The sequence below is a fragment of the Georgenia thermotolerans genome (assembly GCF_009193185.1).
Lineage (GTDB): Bacteria > Actinomycetota > Actinomycetes > Actinomycetales > Actinomycetaceae > Georgenia > Georgenia thermotolerans.
On the sequence record NZ_VUKF01000005.1, the window covers coordinates 65,164 to 87,244 of the forward strand.

At 72.9% G+C, this 22,081-nt stretch carries 16 protein-coding genes; 7 read left to right on the forward strand and 9 right to left on the reverse strand.

The genetic code is table 11. The features are described from left to right. Nucleotides 1-97: 97 nt before the first annotated feature. Nucleotides 98-5,482: a ThuA domain-containing protein gene (locus GD970_RS22575; RefSeq protein ID WP_319593447.1), complete on the reverse strand. Its 5,385-nt coding sequence runs from the start codon at nt 5,480-5,482 to the stop codon at nt 98-100. A 532-nt stretch (nt 5,483-6,014) separates the two neighbouring features. Continuing rightward, nucleotides 6,015-7,415, reverse strand: a complete 1,401-nt coding sequence (lpdA, locus tag GD970_RS03675) for a dihydrolipoyl dehydrogenase (RefSeq protein WP_152200908.1) — start codon at nt 7,413-7,415, stop codon at nt 6,015-6,017. A 182-nt stretch (nt 7,416-7,597) separates the two neighbouring features. Between lpdA and GD970_RS03680 the strand changes: the two genes are divergently transcribed. After that, the gene (locus GD970_RS03680) at nt 7,598-8,941 is read left to right on the forward strand and encodes an RNA polymerase sigma factor (RefSeq protein WP_152200910.1); all 1,344 of its coding nucleotides are present in this window, start codon (nt 7,598-7,600) and stop codon (nt 8,939-8,941) included. Here GD970_RS03680 and GD970_RS03685 read toward each other — a convergent pair. Together GD970_RS03685 and GD970_RS03690 are read right to left on the reverse strand one after the other, a co-directional pair. Continuing rightward, nucleotides 8,922-9,497, reverse strand: a complete 576-nt coding sequence (locus GD970_RS03685; protein ID WP_152200912.1) for a helix-turn-helix domain-containing protein — start codon at nt 9,495-9,497, stop codon at nt 8,922-8,924. The two genes, GD970_RS03680 and GD970_RS03685, sit on opposite strands and share 20 nt — an antisense overlap. Before the next feature lie 146 nt (nt 9,498-9,643). Further along, nucleotides 9,644-10,675: a cyclic nucleotide-binding domain-containing protein gene (locus GD970_RS03690; protein WP_152200914.1), complete on the reverse strand. Its 1,032-nt coding sequence runs from the start codon at nt 10,673-10,675 to the stop codon at nt 9,644-9,646. A 318-nt stretch (nt 10,676-10,993) separates the two neighbouring features. Here GD970_RS03690 and GD970_RS03695 point away from each other — a divergent pair, with 318 nt between their 5' ends. Together GD970_RS03695 and GD970_RS03700 are read left to right on the forward strand one after the other, a co-directional pair. Further along, the gene (locus GD970_RS03695) at nt 10,994-11,389 is read left to right on the forward strand and encodes a DUF485 domain-containing protein (protein WP_152200916.1); all 396 of its coding nucleotides are present in this window, start codon (nt 10,994-10,996) and stop codon (nt 11,387-11,389) included. Beyond that, nucleotides 11,389-12,972: a solute symporter family protein gene (locus tag GD970_RS03700; protein WP_152200918.1), complete on the forward strand. Its 1,584-nt coding sequence runs from the start codon at nt 11,389-11,391 to the stop codon at nt 12,970-12,972. Before GD970_RS03695 ends, GD970_RS03700 begins: the two co-directional genes overlap by 1 nt. Before the next feature lie 66 nt (nt 12,973-13,038). On the opposite strand, the gene GD970_RS03705 is transcribed toward GD970_RS03700, so the two are convergent. After that, complete coding sequence (locus GD970_RS03705; RefSeq protein WP_152200921.1) at nt 13,039-13,215, reverse strand: type II toxin-antitoxin system VapB family antitoxin; 177 nt, start codon at nt 13,213-13,215, stop codon at nt 13,039-13,041. 371 nt (nt 13,216-13,586) lie between these two features. On the opposite strand from GD970_RS03705, the gene GD970_RS03710 reads away from it, so the two are divergent. Continuing rightward, nucleotides 13,587-14,699 carry an MIP/aquaporin family protein gene (locus GD970_RS03710; protein ID WP_152200923.1) on the forward strand — a complete coding sequence of 371 codons (1,113 nt, stop codon included), beginning with the start codon at nt 13,587-13,589 and terminating at the stop codon, nt 14,697-14,699. A 92-nt stretch (nt 14,700-14,791) separates the two neighbouring features. Here the strand turns inward: GD970_RS03710 and GD970_RS03715 are convergent, their stop codons facing one another. The 3 genes from GD970_RS03715 to idi form a co-directional block, all read right to left on the reverse strand. Then, on the reverse strand, nt 14,792-15,766 hold the full coding sequence (locus GD970_RS03715; RefSeq protein WP_152200926.1) for an aldo/keto reductase: 975 nt from the start codon (nt 15,764-15,766) through the stop codon (nt 14,792-14,794). Between the two features lie 106 nt (nt 15,767-15,872). Next, the gene (locus GD970_RS03720) at nt 15,873-16,304 is read right to left on the reverse strand and encodes an SRPBCC family protein (RefSeq protein ID WP_152200928.1); all 432 of its coding nucleotides are present in this window, start codon (nt 16,302-16,304) and stop codon (nt 15,873-15,875) included. Nucleotides 16,305-16,404: 100 nt separating this feature from the next. Next, nucleotides 16,405-16,968, reverse strand: coding sequence for an isopentenyl-diphosphate Delta-isomerase (gene idi, locus GD970_RS03725; RefSeq protein WP_193314876.1), 564 nt, complete (start codon nt 16,966-16,968; stop codon nt 16,405-16,407). A gap of 171 nt (nt 16,969-17,139) precedes the next feature. Between idi and GD970_RS03730 the strand changes: the two genes are divergently transcribed. From GD970_RS03730 to GD970_RS03740, 3 genes are all read left to right on the forward strand, one after another. Then, nucleotides 17,140-18,129 carry an ATP-binding cassette domain-containing protein gene (locus GD970_RS03730; protein ID WP_152200931.1) on the forward strand — a complete coding sequence of 330 codons (990 nt, stop codon included), beginning with the start codon at nt 17,140-17,142 and terminating at the stop codon, nt 18,127-18,129. Then, nucleotides 18,126-18,935, forward strand: a complete 810-nt coding sequence (locus tag GD970_RS03735) for an ABC transporter permease (RefSeq protein WP_152200934.1) — start codon at nt 18,126-18,128, stop codon at nt 18,933-18,935. Before GD970_RS03730 ends, GD970_RS03735 begins: the two co-directional genes overlap by 4 nt. A gap of 197 nt (nt 18,936-19,132) precedes the next feature. Then, nucleotides 19,133-20,446, forward strand: a complete 1,314-nt coding sequence (locus GD970_RS03740) for an anaerobic C4-dicarboxylate transporter (protein ID WP_152200937.1) — start codon at nt 19,133-19,135, stop codon at nt 20,444-20,446. 9 nt (nt 20,447-20,455) lie between these two features. Here GD970_RS03740 and GD970_RS03745 read toward each other — a convergent pair whose 3' ends face one another. Next, nucleotides 20,456-22,006 (reverse strand): molybdopterin-dependent oxidoreductase, encoded by a 1,551-nt coding sequence (locus GD970_RS03745; protein ID WP_152200939.1) that lies wholly within the window; start codon nt 22,004-22,006, stop codon nt 20,456-20,458. Nucleotides 22,007-22,081 lie beyond the last annotated feature (75 nt).

Below are 22,081 nucleotides of genomic sequence, written 5' to 3' on the forward strand. Positions count from 1 at the left end.
CAGCAGGGGCCGACGGGCCCGGGAACGGGTTCCGGCCGGGGCGGTCGCCCGCCCCGGCCGGAACTCGTGTCACGACGGCCTCAGGGGCCGCCGTCGGTCACCCCTCGACGTGGGGACGCAGCTGCTCGATCAGGTCGACGACCTCCTTCCGGACATCGCCGTTCGAGATCTTCTCGGCTGCGCTCCTTGCGCGGTCGAGGCTGGCAGCAGCTTGCGCCGTCTGCCCGCGGTCGAGGAACCGCTCCGCCGAGCTGAGGTGGTTGCCCACCTGCTGCTCGACCGATCGGTGGACATCCGGCCCGGCGAGGGTCGCCGAGAGCGCGTCCCGGACCTCCGCGACGGTGGCCACCGCGACGGTGACGGTCACCGTGGTGGACGTGGTGTTGCCCGCCGTGTCCGTCGCCGTGGCGACGACCGTGTGCTCACCGGCGCCGAGGGCGACGGTGGCCGGGTTGTCGACCTCCTCGCCGTCCACGGTGAGCGTGAGGCCGGCGACGCCGGACGTGGCGTCCTCCGCCGTCGCGGAGACCTCGAGGGCACGGCCCTCCGACCACGTCAGGGTGTCGCCGTCGGCGAGCCCCTCGACGGACACCCCCGGCGCCGTCGCGTCCAGGTCGAGCCGGACGATCACCGGCTCGGAGACGTTGCCGGCCTCGTCGGTGGCGCGGAAGGCGAGCTCGTGGGAGCCGTCCTCGGCGACCGCGACCGCCTCGGTGTAGCCGGTCCACTCGCCGTCGCCGATGCGGTACTCGACCGTCACCGGCCCCTCCGAGTCGTCCGTCGCCGCCGCGGTGAGCGTGACGGCGGACGTGTACCACCCGTTGTCACCGTTCGGCTCCGCCGGGTCGGTCGTCACCGCGACCTCGGGGGCGGTCTCGTCCACCTCGTCGTCGAGCACCCGGAAGTGCTCGAACGTCGCCGTGGCGATCTGCGTGGCCTCGGCCCCGAGGGCGAAGAGCCCCACCCGACCGGCGTTGGCGACGCCGGCGTTGGTGAGCGACTCGAACGGCGTCCAGGTCTCGCCGTCGGCGGAGTACGACCCGGTGAAGGTGTCCCCCTCCTTCTGCAGACGCAGGTGCCACACCCCGCTGTCCAGGTTGCCCTGGGAAGGCTGCGGGTTCTGGACCACACCACCGATCTCGCTGCGGAGCTCCAGCCCACGCGTCACCGCGCTGCCGGGGGTGTTGGTCGCGAGCACGTCGAGCTTGACGTAGTTGTCATCGTCGGCGTACGCGATCAGGCCGGCCTGCTGGTAGCGCCGGTCGAGGGCCGAGGCGTCGACGACCGTCTCCACCGTCCAGTCCCCCTCGAGGTCCTGGAGCACGATGTTCTTCGGCGTGCCGTTGTCAGCGCCGTAGATGTCACCGGGCGTGGCGTCGAGCTCGAGCGCACCGTCGGCGACCCGGAGGTGCTTCGGGTCGTGCCGCACGACGTCCCACCGGCAGCCGTCGAGAGCCGAGCCCTCGAACTCGTCGTCCGGCTCGACGGCTCCGGCCGTGTCGTCGGGCGTGATCGCGAAGTAGTCGAACGCGGCCTCGACCGGCTGCTGCGGGCGTCCGGTGCCCTGCAGGGCGATCAGGCCGATCTTCGGGTTCTTGATGCCGGCGAGCGACTTCGTCTCCGGCATCTCGGTGAAGGACGAACCGTCAGCGCTGTACGACGCCGTGACGTTCTTCCCGTCGCTGGTGAACCGCACCCAGACGGTGCTCGGGTAGTCGGCTCCGAGGTTGGCGGTGTTGCTGGCGCCGACCTCGTTCGGGGCCCCGTTCTCCTCGCGGATGAACTGGAAGATCCGCGCGGCGGGGTCCGGACCCGAGGTGCTCCGGCCCTGGAGGACCATCTTCGCGTAGTTGTCGTCGTCGCCGTAGATCACGAGGCCGGCCTGCTGGTAGGCCTCGGTCGCGGGCAGGGTCACCTTGGCCGTTGCGGTGAACGGCCCCTCCGGCAGGTCCTGCAGGACGATGTTCGGCGTGGCGGTGTTGTTCGTCCCGTAGATGTCCGTGGCGGACGTCGGCAGGACGAGGTGGCCGTCCGCGACCCGAAGGTCCTGGTTCTCCCGGAGCACGGTGGTCCACCGGTCCCGGTCGAGCTGGTCACCGGTGAAGTCGTCCGAGCGGCCGTCGAGGCACACGAGGGCCGGCGCAGCCACGCGGATCTCGGTCGTCCGGGTCGCCGTGGCGCCCCTGGCGTCCGTGACGGTCACGCGGGCGGTGTAGGTGCCCGCGCGGGTGTAGGTGTGCGACACCTCGGCGGTGTCCGCCGTGGCCCCGTCACCGAAGTCCCACGCGTACGTGAGCGGGGTGTCGCCGTCGGGGTCGTCGGCGTCGACCGAGAAGTCGACCACCAGCGGCGCGGTGCCGGACGTCGTGCTCGCGACGAGCTCCGCCGTCGGGCTGGTGTTGTCCGTGACGCCCCGGCCCTCGAACTCGACCCAGTTGACGTTGTACTGCCCGGAGGTGGCGACGAAGTAGATCTCCGTCGTCGCGGTCGTCACGTCGTCGGGCAGGTCGAGGGTGTAGTCGGCCCACGTCTGCCAGCCGCCGGCCGGGATCGTGATGGTCCCGACGGAGGGACCGTCGGGGGCGCCGGTGCGGATGTCCATGACGCCGCCGGGCTGGGAGGCGCCGCGGACGCGGATCGAGTCGATGCCGCTCAGGTTGACCGGCTCGAAGGAGAACCAGTCTCCCGGCTCGATGAAGCCGACGTTCTTCCCGCCGCCGGTGTCGCTGGTGTCCTCGACCTGGACGCCCGGGTCACCGGTGCTGGTCGAGCCGGCGAGCCGGCCGGTGGAGCTGAAGAACTCCGCCTCCTTCGTCTTGGGCTGCAGGACGATGACCTCCTGCGTCGTGAGCGGGGAGACGCCCTCCGCCCCGCGGTCGGTGTACGTCACCGTGATGACGCCGAAGATGTTGGCACCGAGGTGCCCCCTGTCGCCCTCGATCGGGATCGCGCCCGAGCACCCGCGGTACTGGTCGTAGGGGTGGGCGTGCTCGTCGTGGCCCAGGGCGGGCTGGACGATGACGTCGTCACAGTCGATCTCGCCGTCCTCGGGGTCCGTGACGGTCACCGAGTACCGCACGACGTCCCCGAAGGAAAAGAAGCCTCCGTTCGGCGGCGCGTCCACGGTGATCGTGGGGGCGGTGTTGCCCGCCGTGATGGCGCGCGTGGCGGAGCTGGTCTGGCCGTCCGCGTCCGTCACCGTCAGCGTGGCCGTGTAGTCACCGGCCTCCGTGTAGGTGTGGGAGGGCGCCGGCTCGGTCGAGGTAGCCCCGTCGCCGAAGTCCCACGCCACCGTGATCTCGGTGCCGTCCGGGTCACGGCTGCCCGCTGAGTCGAACTGGACGGTCAGCGGGACCGGGCCGGACGTCACGTCGGCGCTCATGCGCGCGATCGGCGCCCGGCTTCCCGAGATGTAGTCGATCCGGTAGACGCCGGAGTCGGCGTTGTTGCCACCGAACCCGGAACCCCACTCGATGATGTGCAGCGCGCCGTCGTGGCCCCACTCCAGGGCGTGCGGCCGCTTGAAGGACATCCCCTCGAGGATCCTGTTGATGTCCACGACGTCGCCGGAATCCTCACCGAGCTGGAAGGAGAACAGCTTGTTCGTGTTCCACTCGGCGAACATCGCCTTGCCGTCCCAGTAGGCCGGCCACTTGTTCTCGGACGCGAGCGCCTCGTCGTAGACGTAGACGCCGCCGGCCATCGGCGCTCCGCCGTTCCCGATCTCGGGGGCGTTGCTCAGGGCACCGTTGTTCTGGTACCAGATCGTCGCCGGGACGGCGGGCGGGAGCTTGGCCAGGCCCGTGTTGTTGGGCGAGTCGTTCGTGGGGCCGTTCGCGCAGTCGAAGGCCGCGCCGGACTGGGACGTCGCGAAGTTGTAGTCGACGTACGGGGTGTTCGGACCCACGCAGTACGGCCAGCCGTAGTTCCCCGGCTGGGTCAGGGCGTTCCACTCCACCGTCGCGGCCGGGCCCCTGTTGGGGTTCGCCGAGCCGGCGTCAGGACCGTAGTCGGCCACGAGGAGCGTGTCGGTCCTCGGGTCGATGCCGATCTTGAACGGGTTGCGGAAGCCCATGGCGTAGATCTCGGGAAGGGTCCGCTCGGTGCCCGGCTCGAAGAGGTTGCCCTCGGGGACGCTGTACGTGCCGTCGGCCTCGGGGTGGATCCGCAGCACCTTGCCGGAGAGGCTGTTGGTGTTGCCGGACGTGCGCTGCGCGTCCCAGGCGGCGCGGCCGTCGCGCTCGTCGATCGGCGTGTAGCCGTCCGAGGCGAACGGGTTCGTGTTGTCACCGGTGGCGATGTAGAGGTTGCCGTCGCCGTCGAACTGGAGGGCGCCGCCCGCGTGGCAGCACTCGTCCCGTTGGACCGGCACCTCGAGAAGGACCTTCTCGCTGGCCACGTCGATCGTGTCCCCGACGACGGTGAACCGGGAGACGTAGTCGGTCGCCGAGCCCTTCGGGGAGTAGTAGAGGTAGAGCCAGCCGTTCTCCTCGAACGCCGGGTCGAGCTCGATCCCCACGAGGCCGAACTCCTGCACCGTGGTCACGTCCAGGGTGCCCGCCGTCACGGTGCCGCCGCCGGCCCGGATGATCTGCACCCGTCCGTCGCGCTCGACGTAGAAGGTGCGGCCGTCGGGGGCCGGCGCGAGGTCCATCGGGTTCTGGGTGTTGTCGTCGAGCGCGACCTTCTCGAAGCTCTCGGTCTGGCTCGCGGCGCAGTCGGCGTCGACCACGCCGGCGGCCGTCTGCAGGCCGCCGAGGAGGTGCTCGAGGAACGCGGGCTCGGTGTACGACTCGGAGGTGTGGCCGCCGCCGGTGTACCAGGCGCGGCCGCCGTCGTAGTCCTGGCACCAGGCGATGGGGTGGTCGTCACCCATCGCGTTGCCGCCGGGGTCGTACGAGTCCTCGTCGAGCGAGGCCAGGACGTGCACGTCGCCGCGCGGGTTGTCCCGGAACGAGTACCACTCGTCGTAGCGGTCCCACCGTGCCTCGAGATGGTCGGTGGAGGGGTGGGCCGGGTCCTCCACCACGACCGTCGCGTCCTGGTTCTGGGGATGGCCGGAGAAGTAGGCGCCCACGAGGTCGCCGTACCACTCCCAGCCGTACTCGGTGTCGCTCGCGGCGTGGATGCCCGCGTAGCCGCCGCCGTTCCGGATGTACTCCTCGAACGCGGCCTGCTGATCGGCGTTGAGCACGTCGCCCGTGGTGGACAGCCAGACGACGACGTCGAAGTCCTGGAGGTTCTCGGTCGTGAAGGACGCCGGGTCCTCCGTGTGCTCGACCGTGAACCCGTGCGCGTCGCCGAGCTGGCGGATCGCCGCGACGCCGTCCTCGATCGAGGAGTGCCGGAATCCCGCCGTCGCGCTGAAGACCAGGGCCGAGAACGGCTCCGTCTCACCTGCGGCCGCGGTCACGGCGGTCACGACCTCGTTCGGTGGCGGGGCGGTCGTCGTGTCCGCCCGTGCGCTGGTGGTGAGCGCCATCGGCACCACCAACGCGCCTGCGAGGGAAGCAGTCGCCCCTCGCGCGAGCAGCCGTGCGACCGCTCTCTGATCTCGAACCATGGTTCTCCCCCTGGGTCATCCGGCGATCTGCTCTGACCGCCGAGAGTGGTGCGCACGTGTCGTCGGCGACGTCGTCGACGAGGAATGCGTCACGTGAGCGCCGTGGCACGGGCCCTGCACGGGGTGTCGTGCCTGGTCCGGGCCAAGGTCCGGGTCGGACCTGACGGCGCCTGGGCCGAACACTAGGGGGGCTTTTGTTTTTCGGTCAAGCATAAGTCGCGTTACAGCGCCCGAACTATGTGTCTTCGATGCTCATATGGGAGCGTCAGCGGGCTCTTGATGGTTGGCGACCTCTGTGCCGCAGGTCGTGGAATCGGTGCCCTTGGGGAGGCCGGAAACCGCGTCGCGGTAGTCGGACTGAACCTGGTTCCACCGAGACGCGAAGAGGCCCGGCCCCGCGCAATGACGCGGATCCGGGCCTCTGACGGCCGGTGACGGCCGAGGGGATCTACTAGAAGTTGATCATGTGGCCGGTCAGGCCGTGGAAGGCCTCCTGCAGCGCCTCGCTGAGGGTGGGGTGGGTGTGCACGTTGCGCGCCAGCTCCCCGGCGGTGAGGTCCCACTTCTGGGCGAGGGTCAGCTCGGGCAGCAGCTCGGAGACGTCCGGGCCGATGAGGTGCCCGCCGAGCAGCTCGCCGTACTTCGCGTCCGCGATGAGCTTGACGAACCCGGTCGGGTCGCCCAGCCCGTGCGCCTTGCCGTTGGCGGTGAAGGGGAACTTCGCCACCTTGACGTCGTAGCCCTCGTCCCGGGCCTGCTGCTCGGTGAGCCCGAAGCTGGCCACCTGGGGCTGGCAGAACGTCGCCCGCGGCATCATCCGGTAGTCGCCGAGCTCCATGGTCTCGGCGCCGGCGATCGTCTCGGCCGCCACCACGCCCTGGGCCTCGGCCACGTGGGCGAGCTGGAGCTTGGCGGTGACGTCGCCGATGGCGTAGATGTGCGGCACCGAGGTGCGCATGTAGTCGTCGATGGCGATGGCGCCGCGCTCGGTGAGCTGCACGCCGGTGCGCTCGAGGCCGTAGCCCGTCACGCGGGGGGCGAAGCCGATCGAGATCATCACCCGGTCCGCCTTGAGCTCGCCGGAGCCGCCCTTGGCGTCGGTGTACGTCACGCGCACCGACCCGCCGTCGTCCGTGACGGACTCGACCTTGGTGGAGGTGAGGATGTCGACGCCGAGCTTCTTGTACTGCTTGGTGATCTCCTTGGAGACCTCCGGGTCCTCGTTGGGCAGGGCCCGGTCGAGGAACTCGACGATGGTGACGTCCACGCCGTAGTTGCTCAGGACGTAGGCGAACTCCATGCCGATGGCGCCGGCGCCCACGATGATCATCGAGTCGGGCAGGTCCCGGTCGAGGATCTGGTTCTCGTAGGTCACGACCTTGTCGCTCAGCTCGACGCCGGGCAGCATCCGCACCTCGGCGCCGGTGGCGATGATGGCGTGGTCGAAGGTGATCGTCTCGGTCTCGCCCGAGCTCAGCGCCACCTGCAAGGTGTGGTCGTCGGTGAACTGCCCGCGCCCGTCGTACTCGGTGATCTTGTTCTTCTTCATGAGGAAGTGCACGCCCTTGACGCGCCCCTCCGCGACGGACCGGCTGCGGTCGAAGGCGGCGCCGTAGTCGAACGTGGCCTCCCCCGCGATGCCGAAGGTCTTGGCCTCCTTCGTGACGATGTGGGCCAGCTCGGCGTTGCGGAGCAGCGCCTTGGAGGGGATGCAGCCGACGTTGAGGCAGACCCCGCCCCAGTACTTCTCCTCGACGACGGCGACGCTCAGCCCCAGCTGGGCCGCCCGGATGGCGGCGACGTACCCACCGGGGCCGGCGCCGAGGACTACGACATCATGGTGTGCGCTCACCCGACGCACCCTAGTGCGGCGGGGGTCTGTGGCGCACGCGTGCCCGGGGACGGCGACGCCCACGCCGTCCGCCACGCCACCCGCCCGGCACGGCACCCCGGGACGGACCCGGGCCCGGAGAACGGGACGGAACGAGGCCCCGGGGAGTAGGCACGACCGGCCCGGCATGCTTGGCTCGTCCCGTGGACAGCGACGTCACCGAGACCCACCGCACGGTCGAGGCCGTCTGGCGCATCGAGTCCGGCCGGGTCATCGCCGGGCTCACCCGGATCGTGCGCGACGTGGGCCTGGCCGAGGACCTCGCCCAGGACGCCCTCGTCGCCGCCCTGGAGCAGTGGCCCACCCAGGGCGTCCCGCGCAACGCCGGCGCGTGGCTCATGGCGACAGCGAAGCACCGGGCCGTCGACCGCATCCGGCGCGACCAGAACCTCCAGCGCAAGTACGCCCAGCTCGCCCGCGACCTCGAGACGGCCGAGGAGGACGGCACCGCCGCGGTGGACGACGCCGTCGACGACCACGTCGGTGACGACCTGCTGCGGCTGATCTTCATCGCGTGCCACCCGGTACTCACCACCCCCGCCCGGGTGGCGCTGACGCTGCGGATGGTCGGCGGGCTGACGACCCGCGAGATCGCCCGGGCGTTCCTCGTGACCGAGTCGACCGTCGCCCAGCGCATCGTGCGGGCCAAGCGCACCCTCGCCGACGCGCGAGTGCCGTTCGAGCTGCCCCCGCCCGCCGAGCTCGACGCCCGGCTGGCCTCGGTGCTCGAGGTCGTCTACCTCATCTTCAACGAGGGGTACGCGGCGACGTCCGGGGACCGGTGGACGCGCCCGGAGCTCTGCGAGGACGCCGTCCGGCTGGGCCGGGTGCTCGCCCGCCTCGCACCCACCGAGCCCGAGGTGCACGGCCTCGTGGCGCTCCTGGAGATCCAGTCCTCCCGGATGCGGGCCCGCAGCGGGCCCGGCGGGGAGCCCGTGCTGCTGCTGGACCAGGACCGCTCGCGGTGGGACCGGGTGCTCATCGACCGTGGGCTGGCGGCCCTGGGCCGCGCCGAGGCGCTCCTCGCCGCCGAGGGGGCGGCGCCGGGCCCCTACGCGCTGCAGGCGGCCATCGCCGCCTGCCACGCCCGCGCCCGCACGCCCGAAGAGACCGACTGGGCGAGCATCGCCACGCTGTACGGGCACCTGGCGGCGCTGACCGGCTCGCCCGTCGTCGAGCTCAACCGTGCAGTCGCGCTGGCCATGGCGTCGGGCCCGGCGGCCGGGCTCGCCGTGGTCGACCGGCTCGTGGGCGACCCGGCCCTGGCCGGGTACCACCTGCTGCCCGGCGTCCGCGGGGACCTCCTCGGCCGGCTCGGGCGTCACGCGGAGGCGCGGGCGGAGCTCCTGCGCGCGGCCGACCTGACGGAGAACGAGCGGGAGCGGGCGCTCCTGCGCGAGCGCGCCGACGCCGCGGGCCGCGCCGCCGAGGCAGGGGCCGAGCCCGAGCGCGAGCCCGAGCGGGAGGCTACGACGCGCCGGCGATGAGCCCGGCGAGCACCGGCCGCTGCCGGTCGGTGGCGGCGGCGACCCGGTCGACCGCCGCGCGCAGCCGGTCCGACTCCTCGGCGTCGAGGGAGGCCAGCACGCTGTCGAGCAGGCGGACCTGGAGCGCCTCCGCCTGCTGCAGCGCCACGGTGCCCGAGGGCGTGAGATGCACCAGCGAGGCGGTGCCGCCCGCCGGTTCTGCCGGGTGCGCGTGGCGCGCGAGCAGGCCCCGGCGCACGAGGCCGTCGATCGTCACCTCGGCGGCGGCGTCGACCTGGCCCGTCATCCGGGCCACCGCCCGGGCGTGCTCGGCGCCGTCGGCCACCGCGCTCAGCGCCTGCAGCTCGCCGAAGCGCAGGCCGGTCAGCCGCTCGATCACCGCGTAGATCTGCTCCTGTGAGCGGGTGACGGCGGCCATCTGCTCGACGAGCTCGAGGGTGTCACCCAGCCGGCCGGTCGGTTCCGCACGCTGCACCGCGCTGCGGAGGCGCCGGCCCTGGACGACGTCGTCGGCCAGGTGGGGAACTCCGGGAGGAAGGTCCTTGTCGCTCTTCACTCTCCGATCAACGGACGGAACCGCGCCGAAGTTCCCGCGGTCACATCGGCCGGGGCGGACGTGCGTGTGTCTCAGCCGGGCGCACGGCGGGTCAGTCCGCGGCCGGGCGGACGGTGGGACAGTCCCCCGAAGGGGCCGACGGCGGGTCAGTCCGCCGCCGGGGCGGGGGCGCCGGCCCGGCGACCCGAGACCTCGGCCACCGCCCGCAGCTTCTCCAGGTCCAGGGCGTCGCCGCGGGCGACGGCGAGGCGCACCGGCGTGAGGGCGAGCAGCGTCGAGGGCCGCCCGCTGCTCTCGAGCACCGCCTGCTCGCCGAGCACGGCGCCGGCGCCGAGCTGGGCGACCGGGGTGCCGTCGTGCTCGACCGCGAGCACGCCGTCGAGCACGAAGAAGATCTCCTCCCCCGGCTCCCCCTCGCGGGCGACGACGGCGCCGGCGGGCAGCCGGCGCACCTCGAGGGCGCGCCCCGGGTGCAGGAGCCCGGCGGCGAGCTGACGCTCGACGGCCCGCTCGGACTCCGCCACCACCCCGTCGGAGTCCTGGTCGCCCCACGGGGTGCGCCCGGCGAAGGCGTGGGTCATCCACCCCTCCTCGTCCGTCAGGCCGATGCCCTGCAGCAGCGCCCCGTCCGGGCCGTAGACCCAGTGCCGCGGGAAGGCGCTGGCCGCGGGCATGGCGACCTCCGCCGAGCCGTCCGGGCGCAGGGTCAGCGCCAGGGTCGTCCACACGACGGGCGCCTGCCACAGCACGAACGGCGCGTGCGGCAGCGCCCGCGGCAGCGGCACCCCGGTGCGCCCTCCCACGGTCTGGGTGACGTGGGCGAGCCCCGGCTCGAGCAGCGGGTCCTGGCGCAGCGTGGGCAGCCCGTACCCGCCGAACGTCGCCCCCACGGACGCCAGGCGCACGGTGGTCGGACCGACGACGCCGCCGGAGTCCGGGCCGTAGCCGCACGCGGTGGGGGTGCCGTCGTCGTCGAACTCGGCCCACGCCGTCAGGACGTTGGCGAAGCGGAACCGGTCGTCGGCGCGCAGCTGCTGGACGGCGTCGAGGCTGGGCAGCGCCTCGAGGGGCGGCTCGCCGTAGTGGGCGAGCCCGACGTCGAGCCCGTTCCGGAGCCAGGCCGCGACGGAGTCGGAGGGAATCCAGGCCAGGGACACCACGCGCGACTCGACCCTCATGTCCGCCTCCGCCGCCTCGCCGCCACGGCCCTCGCCCGGCCGCGGGTCTCGGTGCCCGTCATTCAACACGACATCGCCTGGCGAGGCACCCCCCTGCCGCGACCGGCGCGGGCGGCTCTGCGCGGTCCACCCGGCTCGCGCACACCGCGCGCCACGGGCCGTCCGTCGACGGCAACGGGACCGGCGAGTGACGCGCGGAATTCCGGACGGCGCGTCCCGGCACGTGCGGACACGTTCCCCGTCGTCGTCGTCCCGATGCTGCTAACTTGTCCCGCGATTCACGCCGATGTGAGTCGCGTCACACTGAGGGGGAAACGCATGTCCGATAATCCAGAGGCGCATCTGCCGCCGCACCACTCCCCGCTGCCGGAGCTGGAGGAGACCGGCCCGGCGGCGCGGGTCGCCACTCCCGAGGAGTTCGCGCGGGTCCAGTCCTCGCCCGAGTTCGCCCAGCTGCGCAGCAAGTTCCGGGCGTTCGCGTTCCCGATGACGGTCGCGTTCCTCGTCTGGTACTTCCTCTACGTCCTGCTCTCGACGTACGCCGAGGACGCGATGTCCACCCCGGTGGTCGGGCACCTCAACGTGGGGCTGATCTTCGGCCTGCTCCAGTTCGTCAGCACGTTCCTCATCACGTGGCTGTACGTGCGCCACGCCAACCGCTCGCTCGACCCCGTCGCCGCGAGCCTGCGCACCGAGCTGGAGGGAGAGGGCTGATGGACGTCGGCAACCCGTACCTCAACATCGCGATCTTCCTGGCCTTCGTCGTCGTCACCCTGGTCATCGTCGTCCGGGTCTCGCGCACGACGACGTCGGTCGGCGACTTCTACCACGGCGGCCGGGCCTTCACCGGGCGCCAGAACGGCATCGCCATCGCCGGCGACTACCTCTCCGCCGCGTCGTTCCTCGGCATCGCGGGCGCCGTCGCCATCTACGGCTACGACGGCCTGCTGTACTCCATCGGCTTCCTCGTGGCCTGGCTGGTGGCGCTGCTGCTCGTGGCCGAGCCGCTGCGCAACACCGGCAAGTACACGATGGCGGACGTCCTGAGTTTCCGGATGCAGCAGCGTCCGGTGCGCACCGCCGCCGCCATCTCCACCCTGGCGGTCAGCTTCTTCTACCTGCTCGCGCAGATGGCCGGCGCCGGCGGGCTCGTGGCCCTGCTGCTGGGCATCGACAGCAAGGTCGGCCAGTCGTTGGTCATCGCCGTCGTCGGCGCGCTGATGATCGTCTACGTCCTGGTCGGCGGCATGAAGGGCACCACCTGGGTCCAGATCATCAAGGCCGTCCTGCTCATCATCGGGGCCGGCGCGATGACGCTGTGGGTGCTGGCGCTCAACGGCATGAACCTCTCCAACGTGCTGGGCGAGGCCGTCGCCGTGCACCCCGAGGGCGACCGCATCCTGGAGCCGATGCTGCAGTACGGCGCCTCCGACACCTCCAAGCTCGGGTTCGTGTCCCTCGCCATCGCCCTGGTCTTCGGGGCCGCCGGCCTGCCGCACGTGCTCATGCGGTTCTACACGGTGCCCACGGCCAAGGAGGCGCGCCGGTCGGTGACCTGGGCCATCGGCCTCATCGGGGCGTTCTATCTCTTCACCCTCATCCTCGGTTTCGGCGCCGCCTACCTGGTGGGCGTCGAGGCCATCAAGGCCTCCCCGGGCGGTGCGAACTCCGCGGCCCCGCTGCTCGCCTACGAGCTGGGCGGGACCCTGCTCCTCGGCATCATCGCCGCGGTCGCCTTCGCCACGATCCTCGCGGTGGTGGCCGGCCTGACGATCACCGCCTCGGCGAGCTTCGCCCACGACGTCTACAACGGTGTCCTCAAGCACGGCCAGGCCGACCCGGCCCAGGAGGTCAAGGTGGCCCGGCGCACCGCGCTGACCATCGGGGCCATCTCCATCGTCGGCGGCGTGCTGGCGAACGGGCAGAACATCGCGTTCCTCGTCTCGCTGGCCTTCGCCATCGCGGCCAGCGCGAACCTGCCCTCGATCCTGTACTCGCTGTACTGGAAGCGGTTCAACACCCGCGGGTCGGTGTGGAGCATCTACGGCGGGCTGCTCAGCGCCCTGATCCTCATCATGTTCTCCCCGGTGGTCTCCGGCTCGGAGACGGCGATGATCCCCGGCGCGGACTTCGCGTGGTTCCCGCTGTCGAACCCGGCGATCGTCTCGGTGCCGCTCGGCTTCTTCCTCGGCTGGCTCGGCTCGGTCACCTCGCCCGAGCACGACGCCGCCAAGCAGGCGGAGATGGAGGTCCGGTCGATGACCGGGGCCGGCGCGGAGCGCGCGGTGACGCACTGACCCGGTAGCGACGACGAAGCGGCCGGCCCGCGGGGTCGGCCGCTTCGTCATGTCGTGCGCGGGAGGTCACTCCCCCTCGGGCTCGGGCAGGTCCTCGCCCTCGGGCGGGTTCTCCGGCTCCGGCGTCTCCCGCTCGACCAGGGCCTCCAGCGCCGCGCGCAGCAGCACCGACGCCTCGGTGATCCCGGTGAGGACGGACGCCTCCTTGAGCAGCTCGCCGTCGAGCGTGACGGTGATGCGCACGAAGCCCTCCAGGTTCAGCCAGGAGCCGGACGGGTCGGAACGTTCACGCTACGCCCGGGGGCCGGTCGGCGCATCGCGCTTCCCGCCGCCACCGGGCGGTGGGCCACGAGGGCGACGGGCCGCGCGCCCGATCACGAGGCGCCCTTCGGATCGTGCCGCCGTACAATGGGGCCGTCCTCGACCCCCGGACGGGGGCCGGCGACGACGCCCCGCGACCGACGCCGTCGCCGGAAGCGAGCACCCGGTCGCAGGACTCGATGTCTCACTGAGAGCCGACACCGTCACGGCCCGTCAGCCCGTGAGCCTGCTGGACCCAGCCGCCCACTCCCTCACCCGCCGCGCCCGCGCTCGGTGTCGGTCGGAGGGTCGACATGTCTGACGAGATCACCCCGCTGGCCGTGCGGCACGGCAGCGGACTACGGAGCCGTGGGGGTCTGTGGGGCGAGTGCCTCGCGGAGTTCCTCGGCACCTTCGTCCTCATCGCGTTCGGCTGCGGGTCCGTGGCCATGGCCGTCGCCGGCCTGCCGGGCTCGGGGCGTGCCGCGACCCCGACGACGATCTTCATGGCCAGTGGCGACTGGCTGCTCATCGCGTTCGGGTGGGCCTTCGCCGTCGTCTTCGGCGTCTACGTGGCCGGTGGCGTCAGCGGCGCGCACATCAACCCGGCGGTCACGCTGGCCTTCGCCCTGCGCCGTCGGCTCGGCTGGCACAAGGTCGTCCCGTACTGGATCTCCCAGCTCGTGGGCGCCTTCGCCGGCGCCGCGCTCGTCCTGCTCCTCTATCGCGACGCCATCAGCGCCTACCAGCGGGCGATCGCCCCGGGGGGGCCGAAGAACCTCGCCACGTTCTCCATCTTCGCGACGTTCCCCGCGCAGTACTTCAACGGGGCCGTCTGGGGCCCGCTGATCGACCAGATCGTCGGCACGGCGTTCCTGCTCATGCTCGTCGCCGCCGTGGTCGACGTGCGCAACACCGGCGTGCTCTCCAACCTCGGGCCGTTCATCATCGGCCTGTCGGTCGGCGCGATCGGCATCTCCTTCGGCGCCAACGCCGGCTACGCCATCAACCCCGCCCGCGACCTCGGCCCACGCCTCCTTGCCTGGGCCGCCGGCTGGGACGGCTTCGCGATGCCCGGCAACGGGCCCTGGTTCAGCAACTACTGGTGGATCCCCATCGTCGGGCCGCTGGTCGGCGGCGTGATCGGCATCCTCGTCTACGACCTGCTCATCGGTGACGTGCTGTACGCGCGGCAGCGTGTCGGCCCCACCGGCGCGGCCAAGCCGGGCGAGGAACCGGCGCCCGGACCTGGCGAGCCCGAGGGGGCGGAGGCCCCGATGGGGTCGTCCGAGGCCGGTCCCGGCGGAGCCGAGATGGGGGGCCGCCCGGTCCAGGAACAGGTGACCAAGCCCGAGCACACGCGATTCGCCCGACGTCCGCGCGGGCCGCAGACGAGCAAGGGTGACCGGCAGGAGCACCCGGTCTGACGGCTCCCGCACCGTCGGCCGGCTCCCGAGGCCGGCGCATCGAGGGGCCCGGCGGCACGTGCCGCCGGGCCCCTCCGTGCTCCGAGGCGGCGTCAGAACAGTGCGACCTTGGGGAGGCGCGGGAAGATCTCGTCGAGCTCGGCGAGGTCCTCGGGCGTGGGGTGCCAGTCGGCCGCGGCGGCGTTCTGGGTGACCTGCTCGGGCCGGGTGGCGCCGGCGATGACCGAGCCGACCGCCGGCTGCGCGGCCAGCCAGGAGAAGGCCACCTCGACCTCGGTCAGGCCCCGCGCGCGGGCGAAGTCGGAGAAGCGCGCGAGCTGGTCGAAGTCGGCCTCCTCGAGCAGCTGGCGCCGGCTGTGGGTGAGCCGGCTGCCCTCGGGCGCGCTGCCCCGGGCGTACTTGCCGGTGAGCAGGCCGTTGGCGAGCGGGAAGTACGGGAGCACCCCCAGCCCGTAGTGCTCCGCCGCGGGGATCACCTCGAGCTCGGCGCGCCGGTCCAGCAGGTTGTAGTGGTTCTGGGCCGAGACGAACCGGGTGAGCCCGAGCTCGCGGGCCACGTGCTCGGCCTCGGCGATCTGCCAGCCGGCCCGGTTCGAGTGGCCGATGTAGCGGACCTTCCCGGCGTGCACGACGTCGTCGAGCGCGGCCAGCGTCTCCTCGATCGGGGTCAGCGGGTCCGGGGTGTGAAACTGGAAGAGGTCGATCCAGTCGGTGCCGAGCCGGCGCAGCGAGGCCTCCACGGCCCGGACGATGTAGCGGCGCGAGCCGCGGGCGCCGTGGTCGGGCCCGTTCGCGCCCTTCATGTCCATGCCGAACTTCGTGGCTACGACGACGTCGTCGCGCCGCCGGCCCAGGGCCGCCCCCAGCAGCTCCTCGCTGAGCCCGGGGACCTTCCCGTAGGTGTCGGCGGTGTCGAACAGGGTGATGCCGGCGTCGAGGGCGGCATGCACCACCGCCGTCGTCCCCTCGGGGGTCTCGGTGACGGTGCCCGCCCGCCCCAGGTTGTTGCAGCCCAGGCCGACGACGGAGACGGTGAGGCCCGAGCGGCCCAGTCGCGTGTAGTCCATGGCGCCGAGCCTAAGACGCCGGGCCCCAAGGACCGGGGGCGGCGCGGTGAGCGGCCCCGCCGGGTGGGCGGGCGCCGCCGGGCTGAGCGGGCGGGCGCCGCCCGGATCAGCCGCCGAGGCGCTCCGCCGTCACCCGCAGCGCCTCGAGCACCCGCTCCCAGTTCTGGCGGGAGTGCTCCGCCGCCTCCGCGGTGGGGTTGTTGTCCTGGACGAGCGTGACGCGGGTGCCGTCCGGGATCTCCTCGAGCGTGAACGTCAGCGTGTGGCGGTTCTCCGGGGTCTCGGGCTCGCCACGGGAGCTGAGGTGGGTGTAGCGCAGCAGGTGGGGCTCGTCCGCGTCGAGGATCGTGCCGTGGTCCTCGTACGGGCGGCCCTCCCACGTCCCGGCGAAGGTGATGGCCCCGCCGGGCTCGAAGGTGCTTTCGACGGTGGCGCCGAACATGTACGTCCCGGCCAGCTCCGGGGTGGTCAGCGCCGTCCAGACGGTGTGCGGCAGGGCGGCGACGTCGGTGCTGACGGTGGCCTCGTAGCCCGTCATGAGCCCTCCGGCGGTCTCGGGGGCTCCAGGCTCCCGCGCTCGCCCGGCGAGGGCAAGGGCGGGCCCCGAGGGCGTGGGGCGCCGGGGGGGGTTGGCCGGGTCAGGCGGTGAGGGCCGCGACCAGCCGGTCGTCCGTGAGCTGGAGGCCCAGCCACGGGCTGAAGGCGAACGGGGCCGCGCGGACCGCGGCCACGAGGTCGGCGGCCTCCACCCAGCGGTACTCGGCCACCTCGGTCGGCTCGGGGACCGGGTCGGCGGTCACGCGGGTGAGGTACACGGGGCAGATCTCGTTCTCCACGACCCCGGAGGCGTCCACCGCCCGGTAGCGGAAGTCCGGCAGCACCTCGTCGGCCCGGGGGACCTCCAGGCCGAGCTCGAACCGGCCACGGCGGGTGATCGCGTCCTCGACGCGCTCGCCCGGCGCGGGATGCCCGCAGAACGCGTTGGTCCACACCCCCGGCCAGGTGAGCTTGGACAGGGCCCGCCGGGTGACGAGGACCCGGCCGGCGCCGTCGAGCACGTGGCAGGAGAAGGCCAGGTGCAGCGGTGTGTGGTCGGTGTGGACGCGCGCCTTGTCGGCGAGGCCCACGGGGCGGCCGGCGTCGTCGAGCAGCACGACCTCCTCGCGCACTCCCACGATGCCGGGGTCCCCCAGGTCCGTCATGTCGGCCGTCTCCTTCCTCGGTTGGCGGCGGTCCCCCGACCCTATCGGGGCCGGCGGGCCCGCCTGGGGACCGACGCGACCGCCCTCCCCGGAGGCGACGGCGCCGTCGGTCCGGGAGCGGGCCCGGCAAATGCCTGGGCCGTGTCGGTGGCCCCCGGTAGGTTCCTTGCCATGACCCACGCCATCGAGGCCGTCGGGCTGACGAAGCGGTACGGGGACGTCCTCGCGCTCGACGACGTCGACCTCACCGTGCCCACCGGCACGGTGCTCGGGCTGCTGGGCCCGAACGGCGCGGGCAAGACCACGTGCATCCGGATCCTCACCACGCTGCTGCGCCCGGACGCCGGCCGGGCCACCGTGGCGGGCGCGGACGTGCTCACCGAGCCGAGGGCGGTGCGCGAGCGCATCGGCGTCTCCGGCCAGTACGCCGCGGTGGACGAGTACCTGACCGGGTTCGAGAACCTCGACATGATCGGCCAGCTCTACCACCTGCCGCGGCGCCGCAGCCGGGAGCGGGCGCGCGAGCTGCTCGCCCAGTTCCGCCTCGAGGACGCCGCCGACCGGCCGGCCCGCACCTACTCCGGGGGCATGCGCCGCCGGCTGGACCTGGCCGGCGCCCTCGTGGCGGACCCGCCGGTGCTCTTCCTCGACGAGCCGACCACCGGCCTGGACCCGCGCTCGCGGCTGGACATGTGGGAGGTCATCCAGACCCTCGTCACCGGCGGCACCACCGTCCTGCTGACCACCCAGTACCTCGACGAGGCGGACCAGCTCGCCGACGAGATCGTCGTCGTCGACCGCGGCCGTGCCATCGCCCGCGGCACCAGCGACCAGCTCAAGGCCCAGGTCGGCGGCGAGCGGCTCGAGGTGGTCGTCAGCGACGCCGCCGCCCTGCCCGCCGCGCGCGACCTGCTGGCGACGCTGGCCGTGGGCGCGCCGAGCACCGACGCCAAGGTCCGCCTGCTGGCGGTGCCGACCTCCGGGGGCACCGGGGCGCTGGTCGAGGCGCTGCACCGGCTCGACGACGCCGGCATCTCGGTGGACGACATCGGGATCCGCCGGCCCACGCTCGACGACGTCTTCCTCACCCTCACCGGCCACGCCGCCGACGACGTCGCCCAGCGCGACGGCATGGTGCCCGCCACCGAGGGGGTGCGATGAGCCTGCGAAGCGCCGTCCACGACGGGCGCGTCGTCGCCCGGCGCAACCTCATCAAGATCAAGCGGGTGCCGGACCTGCTGGTGTTCACCACGATCCAGCCGATCATGTTCGTGCTGCTCTTCGCCTACGTCTTCGGCGGGGCGATCGGGCGCGAGGCCGGCGGGGCCGCCTACCGGGAGTTCCTCATCGCCGGGATCTTCGCCCAGACGGTCGTCTTCGGCGCCACGATCACCGGGGCCGGCCTGGCCGACGACGTCAAGAAGGGCATCATCGACCGGTTCCGCTCGCTGCCAATGAGCTCGTCGGCGGTGCTGGTGGGCCGGACCCTGTCGGACGTCGTCAACAACGTCCTCGTCCTCGTGGTGATGGGCCTGACCGGGCTGGTGGTGGGCTGGCGGATCCGCACGTCGGTGCCCGAGGCGCTGCTCGCCGTCGTGCTCCTGCTGCTCTTCGCCTACGCGATCTCGTGGATCATGGCGTGGATCGGCATGCTCGTGCCCACCCCCGAGGTGGTCAACAACGCCGCGTTCATCGTCATCTTCCCGCTGACGTTCATCGCCAACACCTTCGTGCCGCTCGAGACCCTCCCCGGCCCCCTGCGCACCGTCGCCGCGTGGAACCCCGTCTCGGCGGTCACCCAGGCCGCCCGCGACCTGTTCGGCAACCCGGACCCCACCGGCGCGGCGCCGCCGGCGTCGTGGGCGCTGGCGAACCCCGAGCTCTACACGGTGCTGTGGGCCGGGGTGATCCTCCTCGTCTTCGTCCCCCTGGCGACCTGGCAGTACCAGCGCTCCACGAGCCGGTGACCGCCGGCCGGCGTCCGCCGCGCCCCGTGATCTCGCCCACGGCGCGAGCGGGCGAAGGGCGAGATGTCGCGGGTTCTCCCCGTGTCCCGGCGGGCGGGTAGGCCGATCAGCCCAGGCGGACGGGCCCTGTCCGCGCCGATCATGGAGGACGGCGCACCGCCCGCGTGCCGCCCCTCTCACCCGCGAAAGGCACAGCCATGATCGCTGTGGAGCTCGTCGTCGTCGTGGCGGCCATCCTCGTCGGCGCCCGCCTGGGCGGCATCGCCATCGGCTTCGCCGGCGGCCTGGGCGTGCTGGTGCTCGCGCTGCTCGGGGTCTCCCCCGGCGCGATGCCGCTGGACGTCATCTCCATCATCATGAGCGTCATCGCGGCGATCGCCGCGATGCAGGTGGCCGGCGGCATGGACTACCTCGTCGACCTCGCGGACCGGCTGCTGCGGCGCAACCCCCGCCACCTGACCTTCCTCGCCCCGATGGTCACCTACCTCATGACCTTCATGGCGGGCACCGGGCACACGGCCTTCTCGACCCTGCCGGTGATCACCGAGGTGGCCAAGGAGAACAACATCCGCCCCGCACGGCCGCTGTCGGTGGCGGTGGTGGCCTCGCAGATGGCCATCACGGCCTCACCCATCTCGGCGGCGGTGGTCTTCTTCGCCACGGCCATGGAGCCGCGGGGCGTGGACTACCTCCAGCTCCTCGCCGTCCTGGTGCCCTCGACGTTCCTGGCCTGCATGGCCACCGCGGCGATCATGACCGGGGTGGACCGCCTGCGCGGCACCGGCCCGCTGAGCACCCACCCGGAGTACCAGCGCCGCTGGGCCGCCGGCGAGGTGAGCGTCGTGGGCCGGCAGGACCGGGAGCTCAAGCCCGGCGCGCGCCGCTCGGTGCTCATCTTCCTCGTGGGGCTGGTCGCGGTGATGGGCTACGCCACGGCCATCAGCGACACCGTCGGGCTGGTGGCCGAGCCGGTCATGGCGCGCGACGCGGCGATCATCGCGTTCATGCTCGCCACGGCGGCGGTCATCGTGCTGGCCTGCAAGGTGCCGACCGACGCCATCCTCGGCGCCCCGACCTTCCGGGCCGGCATGAGCGCGAGCATCTGCGTGCTCGGCGTGGCCTGGCTGGGCACCACCTTCGTCAGCGCGCACGAGGAGCAGATCATGGCCGTCGCCGGCGACCTGCTCGCCGCCCACCCGTGGACCCTCGCCGTCGTCCTGGCCTGCGCGTCGGCGCTGCTGTACTCCCAGGCCGCCACGACGAAGGCGCTCATGCCCACCGCGCTGGCGATCGGCGTCGCGCCGCTGACGGCGGTGGCCTCCTTCGCGGCCGTCTCGGCGCTGTTCGTGCTGCCGACCTATCCGACCCTGCTGGCCGCGGTGCAGATGGACGACACCGGCACGACCCGGATCGGCCGGTTCGTGTTCAACCACCCGTTCCTCGTGCCGGGCACCCTCAACATCGCCATCGCCGTCACGCTCGGCTTCCTGATCGGCTCGGTGGTCCTGTAGGGCCCGGCGCTACACCACCCGCACGTTCACCCGGTGCCAGCCCGTGGCGCCGTCGGGCACCGGGCCGACCCGCTCGCCCGTCTGCACCTGCCCGGCGCGGTCGGCGGCCCGCACCTCGAGGGTGTGCTCGCCGGACGTCGCCGGCCACGCATAGCGCCACTGGCGCCAGGTATCGATGCTGACGTCCGTGGCGAGCTCGGCGGGCCGCCACGCACCGCCGTCGACGCGGACCTCCACGGCCGCGATCCCGGTGTGCTGGGCCCAGGCCACCCCGGCCACCGTCACCGTCCCGGCGTGCAGGACCCGACCCTCCCGGGGGACGTCGATGCGCGAGGACAGCTTCACCGGCGCGCGCGGGGCCCAGCCACGCTCGGTCCAGTACGCCGTCGCGTCGGCGAACCGGGTGACCTCGAGCTCGCTGACCCACTTGGTGGCCGAGACGAACCCGTACAGCCCGGGCACCACCAGCCGCACCGGGTAGCCGTGCTCCGTGGGCAGCGGCTGGCCGTTCATGCCGACGGCGAGCAGCGCGTTGCGCCCGTCGGTGAGCGCCTCCAGGGGCGTGGAGGCGGTGAAGCCGTCGACCGAGCGGGACAGCACCATGTCCGCCTCCGGGCGCGGCCCGGCCCGGGCGAGCACCTCCCGCACCGGCAGCCCGAGCCACTCGGCGTTGCCCACCAGGTCCCCGCCGACCTCGTTCGACACGCAGCACAGGGTCACCCACGCCTGCGTCAGCGGCGCGGCGAGGAGCTCCGGGAGCGTCAGCGTCACCTCGTGGTCCACCAGCCCGTGCACGCGCAGCCGCCAGCCGCCCGCGTCCACCCGTGGGACGACGAAGGCGGTGTCGATGCGGTAGAAGTCCGCGTTCGGGGTGCGGTAGGGCGACAGGCCCGGCACCGCGAGGTCGGCGCCCGTCGCGGCCGGGGCCGCGGTGGCCGGCGGCGGCAGGGCGATCGGCGCCCCGGCCGGACGGCGCCCGACCACCCGGGAGACCCCGGCCCCGAGCACGGCGACGACGGCGAGCACGCCCGCGCCCTGCAGCAGCTGGCGCCGGCCGGGGCCCAACGGCACCTCCGCCGGCGTCGCCTCGGCCGGCGGCGCCGGGGCCTCCTCGCCGGGGCCGACCACGGCGACCAGCACGAGCGCCCCGGCGGCCGCGCTGAGGAGCACCGGCCACGCCGCGGCCCAGCCGCCGTCGGGACGGGTGACGGTGGCGAGGGCCGCGACCACCCCGAGGACCAGGACGACGGCGCCACCCGAGTAGCGCCGTCGGCGCTCCTCCAGGCCGGCCGCCGCCGCCAGGACCAGCATGACCACGACGATGCCCACGCCCAGCGCGAGCTTGTCGCGGGTGCCGAACCAGCCGATCGCCAACTCCTTGAGCCACAGGGGCGTGTGGTCGATGAACACGCCGGCGACGGCGGCCACCGGACCCGGCCCGGTGGCGCCCACGCGCGTCAGCACCTCCGCCAGGGCGACCGCCGCGGCGGTGACCGCCACCCCGAGGAGGGCGGCGACCGGGGCCGTGCGCGGCGGCGTCAGCGGTCTCGTCTCCCTCATGGCCCCTCCTCGCCGCTACGGATTGTCCTCGCAAGCGGCGGCGGGGAGAAGGGGCGGGGTGCGAGGACCCCTGGG

Bases quoted from the DNA above. Each gene is read 5' to 3' on its own strand.
- GD970_RS22575 (WP_319593447.1), bottom strand. From the start codon at position 5,482: ATGGCGCTCACCACCAGCGCACGGGCGGACACGACGACCGCCCCGCCA.
- GD970_RS03690 (WP_152200914.1), bottom strand. From the start codon at position 10,675: ATGAGGGTCGAGTCGCGCGTGGTGTCCCTGGCCTGGATTCCCTCCGAC.
- GD970_RS03695 (WP_152200916.1), top strand. From the start codon at position 10,994: ATGTCCGATAATCCAGAGGCGCATCTGCCGCCGCACCACTCCCCGCTG.
- GD970_RS03700 (WP_152200918.1), top strand. From the start codon at position 11,389: ATGGACGTCGGCAACCCGTACCTCAACATCGCGATCTTCCTGGCCTTC.
- GD970_RS03710 (WP_152200923.1), top strand. From the start codon at position 13,587: ATGTCTGACGAGATCACCCCGCTGGCCGTGCGGCACGGCAGCGGACTA.
- GD970_RS03715 (WP_152200926.1), bottom strand. From the start codon at position 15,766: ATGGACTACACGCGACTGGGCCGCTCGGGCCTCACCGTCTCCGTCGTC.
- GD970_RS03720 (WP_152200928.1), bottom strand. From the start codon at position 16,304: ATGACGGGCTACGAGGCCACCGTCAGCACCGACGTCGCCGCCCTGCCG.
- idi (WP_193314876.1), bottom strand. From the start codon at position 16,968: ATGACGGACCTGGGGGACCCCGGCATCGTGGGAGTGCGCGAGGAGGTC.
- GD970_RS03730 (WP_152200931.1), top strand. From the start codon at position 17,140: ATGACCCACGCCATCGAGGCCGTCGGGCTGACGAAGCGGTACGGGGAC.
- GD970_RS03735 (WP_152200934.1), top strand. From the start codon at position 18,126: ATGAGCCTGCGAAGCGCCGTCCACGACGGGCGCGTCGTCGCCCGGCGC.
- GD970_RS03740 (WP_152200937.1), top strand. From the start codon at position 19,133: ATGATCGCTGTGGAGCTCGTCGTCGTCGTGGCGGCCATCCTCGTCGGC.
- GD970_RS03745 (WP_152200939.1), bottom strand. From the start codon at position 22,006: ATGAGGGAGACGAGACCGCTGACGCCGCCGCGCACGGCCCCGGTCGCC.